The sequence below is a fragment of the Pseudomonas sp. NPDC087697 genome (assembly GCF_044743155.1).
Classification (GTDB): domain Bacteria; phylum Pseudomonadota; class Gammaproteobacteria; order Pseudomonadales; family Pseudomonadaceae; genus Aquipseudomonas.
Genome location: NZ_JBIUVW010000001.1, coordinates 266477 through 278927, shown reverse-complemented (window position 1 = coordinate 278927; position 12451 = coordinate 266477). Strand labels below are relative to the sequence as shown.

Genomic DNA, 12451 nt, shown 5'->3' with positions numbered 1-12451 from the left:
GCCGTGGCTTTTGTAGCAGCTGGCGCAGCCGGCGTTCGAGTGCGAAGCGCTCGTCAATGTGGACGACTCGGTGAGCCTGAAGTACCGCAGCGCATGGTTTTACGACTGCTGCGCAGCCGAACGTCGCCTTCGGCAACTGCTACGGATATGTATGCGCCGTGGCTTTTGTAGCAGCTGGCGTAGCCGGCGTTCGAGTGCGAAGCGCTCGTCAATGTGGACGGCTTGGTGAATCTGACGCACCGCAGGGTATGGTTTTACGACTGCTGCGCAGCCGAACGTCGCCTTCAGCAACTGCTACGGGGGTGTGTGCGCCGTGGCTTTTGTAGCAGCTGGCGCAGCCGGCGTTCGAGTGCGAAGCGCTCGTCAATGTGGACGACTCGGTGAGCCTGAAGTACCGCAGCGCATGTTTTACGACTGCTGCGCAGCCGAACGCCGCCTTCGGCAACTGCTACAGAATTGTGTGCGCCGTGGTTTTTGTAGCAGCTGGCGTAGCCGGCGTTATCGGAGTTTGCATACCCCAACGGGGTAATTGGCGTTCCTGTCCGCTCGCTCTAGAGTGGCGTTCTTTCGCCGGCTCAGACCGGCGCAGTCAATACGCAAAGGAGACATCATGCGCGCACGTGAGCTGGGCATCAGCCTGGGATTGGGAACACCGGGGCCGTTGAATGCCATTACCGATGTACCGGGTGTACGGGTCGGGCACAGCACCCTCAAAGATACGGTCAACGGCAAGCAGGTCAGGACCGGCGTGACACTGATTCAGCCTCGTCCAGGCCATGCTCGACTGCAACCGTGTTTCGCCGGTTGTCATGTGCTCAACGGCAATGGTGATGCCACGGGTCTGGAGTGGATTCGCGAGGCGGGTCTGCTGGCCACGCCGATTGCGATTACCAATACCCACAGCGTCGGTGTTGTTCGTGATGCGCTGGTAGCGCTGGAACGCGACAGTCTGGCGGATCCGGCAGTCTACTGGTGCATGCCGACCGTGATGGAAACCTACGACGGCGTCCTCAACGATATCTGGGGTCAGCACGTCGGCCCGCACCATGTCCGCGAAGCCTTCGACAACGCAACAACGGGGCCGGTTCTCGAAGGCTCCGTGGGTGGCGGAACCGGGATGATCTGTCATGAGTTCAAGGGTGGCATCGGCACCTCGTCGCGCCAGTTGCCTGCGGAGCAGGGTGGCTACACCGTTGGCGCGTTGGTGCAGGCCAATCATGGCAAGCGCCGCGAGTTGCGAGTCGACGGTTACCCGGTTGGCCGACAGCTGCAGGAGACCCCTTCGCCATTTGCCGAACATGGTACTCCTGGCATGGGTTCGATCGTGGTGATACTGGCCACCGATGCGCCGTTGCTGCCGCACCAATGTCAGCGACTGGCACAACGCGCGTCGATCGGCATTGCCCGCACCGGCGGCGGTACCGAGGATTCCAGCGGTGATATTTTCCTGGCCTTCGCCACCGGTAATCAGGATCTGCCACCGGCGGACTACGGGCGCAAGGACCTGCCGTTCAGTACGCCACTGGAGATGCTCAACAACGATCACATCTCGCCGTTGTTCAGTGCCGCGGCCGAAGCGGTGGAAGAGGCAATCATCAATGCGCTGTTGGCGGGCGAGGATATGCGCAGCGACGACGGTCGTCAGGTGGATGCACTTAAATCCGAATATTTACTGCACGCGTTGAGTGCAACTGGATGGCGTAAGGCTATATAAAACTGCAACGCAGTAATCAAATACAACTGTACTGTTATTTAATATTTAAATAGAGCGTTGTCCGACAATCCACTGTGGAGATTGAACTACAAAGATTATTTCGACCCCGCCAGTCATTGTTTTCGGGAGTTTTGTGGAGCAGTTCAATTTGACGTCAAAAAAGTAGTGGACGTCTGATTTCAAATTGTGTCAGTTTTCTTTCGCCTTCATTGGGCGAGTGATAGGACGATCTCGCCAGAGATTGTCGCTGTCTGACAAAAACTGTTCCATTGCTAAACAAGGAAGTGTGTTTATGTCGAAAGTAAAAGTGAACGCTATTGACTCACTGGCCGCCACAAGTAGCGCCTGGTCGCAGATCGATAGTTTTAGCCATCAGTATGACCGTGGCGGCAATCTCACGGTCAATGGCAAACCCTCCTTTTCGGTAGACCAGGCTGCGGATCAACTGCTGCGTGACGGTTACTCCTGGCACGATCTCAACGGCAACGGCAAGATCGAACTGACCTACACGTTTCTGACGGGCCAGACGTCGAACTTCAGCGGTCTGGGCGTTACTGGCTTCAGCCAGTTCAGTGCCTTGCAGAAGGCTCAGGCCGTGCTCGCCATGCAATCCTGGAGCGATGTGGCCAATGTTACCTTCACGGAAGCAGCCAAGGGCGGCGACGGTCACATGACCTTCGGCAACTACAGCGGCGGCCAGGAAGGTGCAGCCGCGTTTGCTTTCCTGCCTGGCAGCGAACCTGGCTATGACGGCCAGTCGTGGTACCTGACCGGCAGTGGCTACAACGTCAACAAGACCCCGGGCGTGAACAACTACGGTCGTCAGACCCTGACTCACGAAATCGGGCATACCCTCGGTCTGTCTCACCCTGGCGACTACAACGCCGGGACCGGCAATCCGACCTACAACGACGCGTCCTATGGCCAGGACACTCGCGGCTACAGCCTCATGAGTTACTGGAGTGAAAGCAACACCAACCAGAACTTCAGCAAGGGCGGTGTCGAGGCTTATTCGTCTGGTCCGTTGATGGATGATATTGCTGCGGTGCAGAAACTCTATGGCGCCAACTACAGTACCCGTGCCGATGACACCACTTACGGTTTCAACTCCAACACCGGTCGTGATTACCTCAGTGCGACGTCTTCGTCGGACAAGCTTGTGTTCTCGGTGTGGGACGGTGGCGGTAACGATACCCTGGACTTCTCTGGCTTCACCCAAAACCAGAAAATCAACCTCAATGAGGCTTCGTTCTCCGACGTTGGCGGCCTGGTAGGCAACGTTTCCATTGCCAAGGGCGTGACCATCGAGAATGCCATTGGCGGCTCGGGTAATGACTTGCTGATTGGTAACAGCGCGAACAACGTGCTCAAGGGCGGTGCCGGCAACGACATCATCTACGGTGCCGGTGGCGCGGACAAACTCTGGGGTGGTTCGGGCTCGGATACCTTCGTGTATGCCGCAAGCTCGGACTCCAAGCCAGGTGCGGCCGATCAGATCATGGACTTCACCAGTGGTCTGGACAAAATCGACCTGACAGCCATTACCAAAGGCGCAGGCCTGCACTTCGGGAATGCCTTCTCGGGTGCGGCAGGCGATGCGGTACTGACCAACTCGGGTGGCAACAGCACCCTGGCGGTAGACTTCTCCGGGCATGGCTTTGCTGACTTCCTCGTCAACATCGTTGGCCAGGCAGCGGTCTCGGATATTGCGGCGTAAAGGCGTAGCTTGTCCGCGCTGTTGAACTCGCGGGCAAACGATGTGAAGGAAAGCGGAGGGTGGCGCCGATGCGCTGCCCTTTGTCCTTGCCAGCAACGCTGCGGTAGGCGAGGCTGCAAAGGCTACAACCTGGAACGAAACACCTTATGACCCATAACGCCTTTACTTACAGGGCAATGGCTTGGCTGATCGCCACGCTGATAATGTTTTCTGGAGATGTAGCCATGGCAAGCAGCCTGAGATTAGCGGACCCGTCGGAACTGGCCGGGCAGTGGCAGATTTACCTGAAGTCTGCACCACAGAACATCTGTGCACTGAAACTTGAGCAGAATCAAACATTGGCTGGCGATATTGAATGCCTCGCCGGCTGGCTGAGTGAAACACCCATCGGTTGGTTCCCGGAACCCGACGGTATATCGCTGACCGGTAAAGAAGGTTCCAGAATTATTCATCTTGGCCGACAGCAGGAAGGGCTCTACCAAAGTACCAAACACTCCGATCCGCAGATTGTTCTGCAACGCGCTCCTGACTAAGAGCACAACGCTAAGCCGAATCTTTTCCAGCAATGGATATAGGGATTCATCCACAGTTTTTTCGCTGACAGGTAAATAACCTGAACTCTATCTCGTCATGAAATAGAGTTCGTTCGCCTGTCAGTTGCATTATTAAAAGCATGCCCCGACCGGAGTTGGGGCGGTTTATTGGAACCGTGTCGAACTACCGCACGGGCTATCAGCTCAGGGAAGATCAATGAGAATGGCGAAGACCACTCCCACTGCACCGCTATTGAAGGCGCTGGGCGACTATAAAAGTATTCTGCTCAGTGTTGGCTGTTTCACCGCACTGATTAACGTACTGATGTTAGTGCCGTCGATTTACATGCTCCAGGTCTATGACCGGGTACTCTCGTCGCAGAATGAAACCACTCTGGCGATGCTGTCGCTGATGGTGGTGGGCTTCTTTGCGTTTATCGGTTTGCTGGAGACTGTGCGTAGCTTCATCGTGATTCGCATCGGCAGCCAACTGGAGCGACGTTTCAATCTGCGGGTTTATCAGGCCGCGTTCGAGCGCAACCTGTTCAAGGGCGAAGGTAACGCCGGCCAGTCGTTGGGCGACCTGACCCACATTCGCCAGTTCGTCACGGGACCTGCGTTGTTTGCGTTCTTCGATGCACCGTGGTTTCCGGTCTACCTGTTCGTGATCTATCTGTTCAACGTCTGGCTTGGGGTGTTCGCGACTGTCGGTGCGGTGCTGTTGATCGGTTTGGCGTTCCTCAACGAGGCGATGACCAAAAAGCCTTTGGGTGAAGCTGGCGGTTACTCGCAACGTTCCACGCAACTGGCCACCAGTCACCTGCACAACGCCGAGACCATCCAGGCGATGGGCATGCTCGGCGCGCTGCGCAAACGCTGGTTCCAGGTGCATTCGCGCTTTCTCGGCTTGCAGAATCAGGCCAGCGATACCGGTGCGGTCATCAGCTCCTTGAGCAAAACCCTGCGCCTGTGCCTGCAATCGTTGGTACTGGGGCTCGGCGCATTGCTGGTGATCAAGGGCGACATGACCGCCGGGATGATGATCGCAGGCTCCATCCTGATGGGCCGGGTGCTGAGCCCGATCGATCAGTTGATTGCCGTCTGGAAACAATGGAGCGGGGCGAAGCTGGCGTATCGGCGGCTGGATGCCTTGCTGCAGGAATTCCCGCCGAGTGACGGCGCCATGGAGTTGCCCGCGCCCAAGGGCCAGGTGACCTTCGAACAGGTCAGCGCCGGCCCTCCGGGGCAACGCACGGCGACCTTGCAGATGGTCAATTTCCACCTCGGGGCCGGCGAAGTGCTGGGAGTGCTCGGTGCATCCGGCTCCGGCAAGTCGACCCTGGCGCGGGTGCTGGTGGGCGTCTGGCCGACCCTGGCCGGCACCGTGCGACTGGACGGCGCGGATATCCATCGCTGGAACCGCGACGACCTCGGTCCCTACATCGGCTATCTGCCACAGGACATCGAACTGTTCAGTGGCAGTGTCGCCGAAAACATCGCGCGCTTTCGCGAAGCGGACCCGCAGAAGGTGGTCGAGGCTGCGCAGCAAGCCGGCGTGCACGAGATGATTCTGCGTCTGCCGCAGGGTTACGACACCGTGCTGGGCGAGGATGGTGGCGGTCTGTCTGGCGGACAGAAACAACGCGTGGCCCTGGCCCGAGCCTTGTATGGCGGGCCAAGCCTGGTGGTGCTCGATGAGCCCAACTCGAACCTCGACACCGTCGGCGAGGCGGCATTAGCCAGTGCTATCGCACAGATGAAAGCCCAGGGCACTAGCGTGATTCTGGTGACCCACCGTTCCTCGGCACTGGCCCAGGCCGACAAGTTGCTGGTGCTCAATGAAGGCCGTCTGCAAGCCTTCGGGCCAAGTCAGGAAGTGCTCAAGGCGCTGTCTGGCGCACAACAGGAACAACCACGGGAAAAAGCCGCCGCCACACCGGCCGGGCTCAGCATGAGCCGTCAGTACCAGGCCCCGACAAGGAGCTCTGGTGTATGAGCATCAGTCGTATGAGCAAGGACAGCGGTATGACAATCGAACAAGGTTACGCGCCGGAGCGTCCTGAGCGCGACGCCGGCTTTTTTGCCCGCATGGGCTGGATACTGGCAGTGGTCGGTGCCGGCAGCTTTTTCCTCTGGGCCAGCCTGGCGCCTCTCGATCAGGGGATCCCGGTGCAGGGCACGGTAGTGGTGTCCGGCAAGCGCAAGGCTGTGCAATCGATGAGTGGCGGTGTGCTCAGCCGGATTCTGGTGCGTGAAGGCGAGGCGGTGAAGCAAGGCCAGCCGCTGTTTCGCCTCGACCAGACACAGGTCGAAGCGGACGTGCAATCCTTGCAAGCCCAATACCGCATGGCCTGGGCCAGCCTGGCGCGTTGGCAGAGCGAGCGCGACAACCTCAAGCAGGTGAGTTTCCCGGCCGAACTGAGCAACGACCCCGATCCGCGTCTGGCGTTGGTGCTGGAAGGCCAGCGGCAACTCTTCAGCAGCCGCCGCGAAGCCTTTGACCGTGAACAGGCCGGGCTGCGCGCCAACATCGAAGGCGCCACCGCGCAATTGGCCGGGATGCGCCGGGCGCGCACCGACCTGACCGCGCAGGCGGAATCCTTGCGTCAGCAACTGACCAATCTGCAACCCTTGGCCGACAACGGTTACATCCCGCGCAACCGGCTGATGGAGTTCCAGCGTCAGCTCTCGCAGGTACAACAGCAGTTGGCGCAGAACAGCGGCGAAAGCGGGCGAGTAGAGCAGGGCATTCTTGAAACGCGCTTGAAGCTGCAACAGCACAGCGAGGAGTACCAGAAAGAGGTGCGCAGCCAGTTGGCGGACGCACAGCTCAAAAGCCTGACCCTGGAGCAGCAACTGACCTCGGCCGGTTTTAATCTGCAACAGAGTGAAATCGTCGCGCCGGCCGACGGCATTGCGGTCAACCTTGGCGTGCACACCGAAGGTGCGGTGGTTCGCCCCGGTGAAACCTTGCTGGAGATCGTGCCCCAAGGCACGCGCCTGGAGGTGGAAGGTCACCTGCCGGTGAACCTGATCGACAAGGTCGGCAGCCACTTGCCGGTGGACATCCTGTTCACAGCGTTCAACCAGAGCAAAACTCCGCGTGTATCTGGCGAAGTCAGCCTGATTTCAGCCGACCAGATGGTCGACGAGAAAACCGGCGTGCCGTACTACGTGCTGCGCAGCAGCGTCAGCGATGTGGCCATGGAGAAACTCAACGGGCTGGTGATCAAGCCGGGCATGCCGGCAGAAATGTTTGTGCGCACCGGTGAACGCTCACTCCTCAACTATCTGTTCAAACCTCTGCTCGACCGGGCAGGCTCCGCATTGACCGAGGAATAAGGATGTCCCGTCGTATGAGCAAGCTTTCCATTCTCGGGACCGCTATCGCATTGCTGGTCTGCACCAACGTTCACGCCATGGGGCCATTTGAGGTTTACGAACAGGCACTGCGCAACGATCCGATATTCCTCGGCGCGATCAAGGAACGTGACGCGGGCCTGGAAAACCGCGCGATTGGCCGCGCCGGTTTGCTGCCGAAACTGGGTTACAACTACAACAAGGGCCGCAACAACTCCAAGGCAACGTCGCTGGACGAAAGGCGTCGCAACCAGACCGACGACCGCAACTACAACAGCTACGGTTCGACTTTCACCCTGCAACAACCGTTGTTCGACTACGAGGCGTACGCGGCGTATCGCAAAGGCGTGGCGCAATCGTTGTTCGCCGATGAAAACTTTCGCGGCAAGAGCCAGGAACTGCTGCTGCGGGTGCTGACCTATTACACCCAGGCCCTGTTCGCCCAGGATCAGATCGACATCGCGCAAGCGAAGAAAAAAGCCTTCGAACAGCAGTTCCAGCAGAACGAACAGATGTTCCGGCAGGGCGAGGGCACCCGCACCGATATTCTCGAAGCGGAATCGCGTTACGAACTGGCCACTGCCGAAGAGATCGAGGCTCGCGATGAGCAAGACGCTTCCTTGCGTGAGCTGGGAGCGCTGATCGGCACGCGGGATATTGATATCAAGGACCTTGAGCCTTTGAGCGATTCCTTTCAGTCATTCACCTTGCAACCGGCCAATTTCGACACCTGGCATGAACTCGCACTGAGCAACAACCCGAACCTGGCCTCCCAGCGTCAGGCGGTTGAAGTGGCGCGGTTCGAAGTAGAACGCAATCGCGCCGGGCACCTGCCCAGGGTCAGCGCCTACGCGACAGCGCGGAAGAACGAATCGGAAAGCGGCAACACCTACAACCAGCGTTACGACACCAACACCATTGGCATCGAGATCAGCGTGCCGTTGTATGCCGGTGGCGGGGTGTCGGCATCGACTCGTCAGGCCAGTCGCTCGATGGAGCAGGCCGAATACGACCTGGACTCGAAAACCCGCGAAACCCTGATCGAACTGCGTCGTCAGTTCAGCGCCTGCCTGTCGGGTGTCAGCAAGCTGCGCGCCTATCAAAAGGCCCTGACGTCAGCTGAAGCCCTGGTGGTCTCGACCAGGCAAAGCATCCTCGGCGGCGAGCGGGTCAACCTCGACGCGCTGAACGCCGAACAGCAGCTCTACACCACGCGCCGTGATCTGGCCCAGGCCCGTTATGACTACTTGATGGCCTGGACCAAGTTGCATTACTACGCCGGCAACTTGCGTGAAGAGGTCCTGGCCAAGGTCGATGAAGCCTTTGGCCCGCGCACGACCACCCGATAGACGTCTCGCTCAAATGACAAGACCCACGGCGTCGGGCTGACCCTCGACTGACAGTTCTGATCTGAAAAACCGCTACACGTACCAGCAAAAATGAAGAGGCAAGAAAATGGGTGTTTTTGATTACAGGACGTTCGGCAGCGAAGCCGGCAAGGCGTTGTACAGCGATGCGATTGCATTGACGCTGTACGCCTACACGCCGACCGGCAAGCCATTGGCCTCCGGCTGGACGCCGGTCACTGCCGGACAATTGGGCTATCAGGGCAAGGTCGGTGCCCAGGGCACGTTCTTTGGCGAGCAGGATGGCTTCACCAGCGCCGAAGCCGAGGTGTTGGCCAAGTACGACGCCGCAGGCAAGCTGATCTCCCTCGGTATCGCGTTTCGCGGGACTGGTGGCCTGGGTTATAGCGATACCTATGGCGATATGAAGAACAATCTTTTGGCCGCTATCGGCCCGAAGGATTATGCGAAGAACTACGCCAAAAGCGCCTTCGACACCTTGCTCAAGGACGTCGCCACGTTTGCCAGCAGCAAGGGCCTGAACGCCAAGGACGTGCTGATCACTGGCCACAGTCTGGGCGGTCTGGGCGCCAACAGCGTGGCCGAATTGAGTGCCGATCACTGGGGCGGTTACTACAAGGACGCCAACTACGTGACCTTCGCCTCGCCGACCCAAAGCTCGGTGGGCACCCATGTGTTGAACATCGGTTACGAAAACGACCCGGTGTTTCGCGTGCTCGATGGTACGACCTTCACCAGTTCATCGCTGTACAAGCACGACAAGCCCCGGGAGTCGGCGACCAACAACATCGTCAACTTCAACGACCATTACGCATCGACCCAGATGACACCCTTCAGCATTGCCAACCCGCAGCACTGGGCGGCCCACAGCTCTCTCGGTTATGCCGACGGCTTGAATCGGGTGATCGGCTCGAGTTTCTACGATCTCACCAGCAAGGACTCGACCATCCTCGTTTCCACGTTGTCGGAGTCGTTGCGCGCCAGCACCTGGATCGAAGACCTGGGTCGCAGTGGTGAAACGCACACGGGCAGCACCTTCATCATCGGCACCGACAGCAACGACCTGCTGCGGGGCGGCAAGGGCAATGACTTCCTTGAAGGCCGCGACGGCAATGACACCTTCAGGGATGCCGGCGGCTACAACATCCTGCTCGGCGGCAAAGGGCAGAACGTCTTCGAACTGCAACAGCCGCTGAAGAACTTCACCTTTGCCAACGATGGCGACGGCACGCTGTATGTGCGCGACAGCTATGGTGGCATCAGCATGACCCGCGACATCGGCGCGCTGGTCAGCAAGGAGTCGGGCACCATGTGGGGCCTGCTCAACAAGGACGTTACCTATAACGTCACCGACAAAGGCTTGTTGGCCGGCACCGAGCTGACTCACTACAACCACTCGCTCAATGGCGATGCCTATGGCAATTCGCTGGTGGCGACCGCCGACGGTGACTGGCTGTTCGGACTGTCTGGCAACGACGTGCTGCGCAGCGACAAAAGCCAGGTGACGTTCGTGGGCGGCGAAGGCAATGACGTCATGTATGCCTCCGGTGGCCACAACACTTTCCTGTTCAGCGGCGCGTTCGGCTTCGACGCCATCAACGGCTATCAGGGCAGCGACAAACTGGTGTTCATGGGGGTTCAAGGCGCGGGGCAGGGCTATGACTACAGCCAGCATGTTTCGCAATCGGGTAATGACACGCTGCTCAAGGTCGGCGACTACGCGGTGACGCTGGTCGGTGTCGGCCTGGACAACCTGTCAGGCGCGGGGATCGTATTTGTTTAAACCGCAGCATCAGGCATTGCACTAAATAGAACGCCCTGCGCTGCGGGGCGTTCCAGCTGCGTGAGCTATCTCTGACAATTTCAACAAAGAGAGAGGCAATACCATGGGTGTTTATGACTACAAAAACCACAACTCAGCCGATTCAAAAGCGCTGTTTGCCGATGCGCTGGCGATCACGCTGTATTCCTATCACAACCTCGACAATGGCTTTGCCACGGGCTATCAGCACAACGGTTTCGGTCTCGGACTGCCGGCGACGCTGGTCACCGCGCTGATCGGCGGCACAGACTCGCAAGGGGTGATTCCCGGCATTCCGTGGAACCCCGATTCGGAAAAAGCCGCGCTGGATGCAGTGCAGAAAGCTGGCTGGACACCGATCACCGCCAGCCAGTTAGGCTATGGCGGCAAGGTCGATGCGCGAGGCACTTTCTTCGGCGAGAAAGCCGGTTACACCACGGCTCAAGTCGAGATCCTCGGCAAGTACGACGCTCAAGGGCATCTCACGGAAATCGGCATCGCCTTTCGTGGCACCAGTGGTCCCCGTGAAATACAGATTTCGGACTCCATCGGTGATGTGATCAACGACCTGATGGCGGCGTTGGGTCCCAAGGATTACGCCAAGAACTACGTCGGCGAAGCCTTTGGTTCACTGCTCAAGAATGTTGCTGAGTTTGCTGCGGCCAATGGTCTGAGCGGCAAGGACGTGCTGGTCAGCGGCCACAGCCTCGGCGGGCTGGCGGTCAATAGCCTGGCGGACCTGAGCGGCGATCACTGGAACGGTTTCTACAAGGATTCCAACTACGTCGCCTACGCGTCACCGACCCAGAGCGGCACCGACAAAGTGCTCAACATCGGTTACGAAAACGATCCGGTATTCCGCGCCCTGGACGGTTCAACGTTCAACCTGGCATCGGTGGGCGTGCACGATGCCCATCAGGATTCGGCGACCAACAACATCGTAAGCTTCAACGACCATTACGCTTCGGCCGCCTGGAACCTGCTGCCGTTTTCGATCCTCAACGTCCCCACCTGGATTTCCCATCTGCCCACCGGTTATGGCGATGGCATGACCCGGGTACTGGAGTCGAAGTTCTACGACCTGACCAACAAGGACTCGACGATCATCGTCGCCAACCTGTCGGATCCTGCGCGCGCTACTACCTGGGTTCAGGACCTCAACCGCAACGCCGAGCCCCACAAGGGCAGCACCTTTATCATCGGCAGTCACGGTGACAATCTGATCCAGGGTGGCAAAGGCAATGACTATCTGGAGGGCGGCGATGGCAACAACACCTTCAGGGATGCGGGCGGCTACAACATCATTCTGGGCGGCAAGGGCAGCAATACCCTGGACCTGCAGCAGTCGGTGAAAAACTTCGAGTTTGCCAACGACGGTGCTGGCACCCTGTACGTGCGCGATGCGTACGGCGGGATCAGTATCACCCGCGACATCGGTAGCATCACCAGCAAAGAGCCGGGGTTCCTCTGGGGCTTGTTCAAGGATGACGTGACCCATAGCGTCACCGACAAAGGCCTGCTCGCGGGGAACCACCTGACTCAATACGCGGCATCGCTCAAAGGTGGGGCGGGCGACAATATCCTCAAGGCCGACGCGAGTGGCGAGTGGTTGTTTGGCCTGGACGGCAACGACCATTTGATCGGTGGTAAAGGCAATAACGTGCTGGTTGGCGGTGCCGGAAATGACCTGATGGAGTCGGGAGGTGGCAACAATACCTTCCTGTTCAGCGGCCACTTCGGCAACGACCGGATCCTCGGCTACCAGGCCAGCGATAAACTGGTGTTCATGGGCGTTCAGGGTGTCGGCCAGAGTTATGACGTGCACGATCACGCCAAAGCAGTAGGCGCCGATACGGTGCTGAGCTTCGGCAGCGACTCGGTGACGCTGGTCGGGGTTGGGCTCGATCACCTGGCCAGTTCAGGCGTGGTCATCGCCTGACGTTAAAAAGCCCGGCGCGA

General features: G+C 58.9%; 8 protein-coding genes. All 8 read left to right on the top strand.

The annotated features are described in order from the left end of the window. The first annotated feature begins 610 nt into the window (after positions 1-610). The 8 genes from ACIPIN_RS01210 (at position 611) to ACIPIN_RS01175 (ending at position 12431) form a co-directional block, all read left to right on the top strand. Positions 611-1714: a P1 family peptidase gene (locus tag ACIPIN_RS01210; protein ID WP_401114153.1), complete on the top strand. Its 1104-nt coding sequence runs from the start codon at positions 611-613 to the stop codon at positions 1712-1714. Between the two features lie 292 nt (positions 1715-2006). Further along, positions 2007-3431 (top strand): serralysin family metalloprotease, encoded by a 1425-nt coding sequence (locus ACIPIN_RS01205; RefSeq protein ID WP_401114150.1) that lies wholly within the window; start codon positions 2007-2009, stop codon positions 3429-3431. 146 nt (positions 3432-3577) lie between these two features. Beyond that, entirely contained in the window at positions 3578-3964 is a 387-nt protein-coding gene (locus ACIPIN_RS01200; protein WP_401114147.1) for an AprI/Inh family metalloprotease inhibitor, read from the top strand. A gap of 217 nt (positions 3965-4181) precedes the next feature. Further along, positions 4182-5960: a type I secretion system permease/ATPase gene (locus tag ACIPIN_RS01195; RefSeq protein WP_401114145.1), complete on the top strand. Its 1779-nt coding sequence runs from the start codon at positions 4182-4184 to the stop codon at positions 5958-5960. Continuing rightward, the gene (locus ACIPIN_RS01190; protein WP_401114143.1) at positions 5957-7306 is read left to right on the top strand and encodes an HlyD family type I secretion periplasmic adaptor subunit; all 1350 of its coding nucleotides are present in this window, start codon (positions 5957-5959) and stop codon (positions 7304-7306) included. The genes ACIPIN_RS01195 and ACIPIN_RS01190 overlap by 4 nt, the downstream gene beginning before the upstream one ends. A 2-nt stretch (positions 7307-7308) precedes the next feature. Next, positions 7309-8673: a TolC family outer membrane protein gene (locus ACIPIN_RS01185; RefSeq protein ID WP_401114140.1), complete on the top strand. Its 1365-nt coding sequence runs from the start codon at positions 7309-7311 to the stop codon at positions 8671-8673. A 106-nt stretch (positions 8674-8779) separates the two neighbouring features. Beyond that, positions 8780-10474: a polyurethanase gene (locus tag ACIPIN_RS01180; protein ID WP_401114137.1), complete on the top strand. Its 1695-nt coding sequence runs from the start codon at positions 8780-8782 to the stop codon at positions 10472-10474. A gap of 103 nt (positions 10475-10577) precedes the next feature. Next, positions 10578-12431, top strand: coding sequence for a polyurethanase (locus ACIPIN_RS01175; RefSeq protein ID WP_401114134.1), 1854 nt, complete (start codon positions 10578-10580; stop codon positions 12429-12431). Positions 12432-12451: the final 20 nt, after the last annotated feature.

What these genes read in the sequence shown, in the direction of transcription:
- ACIPIN_RS01210 (WP_401114153.1), top strand. Translation starts at nt 611, where the DNA reads ATGCGCGCACGTGAGCTGGGCATCAGCCTGGGATTGGGAACACCGGGG.
- ACIPIN_RS01205 (WP_401114150.1), top strand. Translation starts at nt 2,007, where the DNA reads ATGTCGAAAGTAAAAGTGAACGCTATTGACTCACTGGCCGCCACAAGT.
- ACIPIN_RS01200 (WP_401114147.1), top strand. Translation starts at nt 3,578, where the DNA reads ATGACCCATAACGCCTTTACTTACAGGGCAATGGCTTGGCTGATCGCC.
- ACIPIN_RS01195 (WP_401114145.1), top strand. Translation starts at nt 4,182, where the DNA reads ATGAGAATGGCGAAGACCACTCCCACTGCACCGCTATTGAAGGCGCTG.
- ACIPIN_RS01190 (WP_401114143.1), top strand. Translation starts at nt 5,957, where the DNA reads ATGAGCATCAGTCGTATGAGCAAGGACAGCGGTATGACAATCGAACAA.
- ACIPIN_RS01185 (WP_401114140.1), top strand. Translation starts at nt 7,309, where the DNA reads ATGTCCCGTCGTATGAGCAAGCTTTCCATTCTCGGGACCGCTATCGCA.
- ACIPIN_RS01180 (WP_401114137.1), top strand. Translation starts at nt 8,780, where the DNA reads ATGGGTGTTTTTGATTACAGGACGTTCGGCAGCGAAGCCGGCAAGGCG.
- ACIPIN_RS01175 (WP_401114134.1), top strand. Translation starts at nt 10,578, where the DNA reads ATGGGTGTTTATGACTACAAAAACCACAACTCAGCCGATTCAAAAGCG.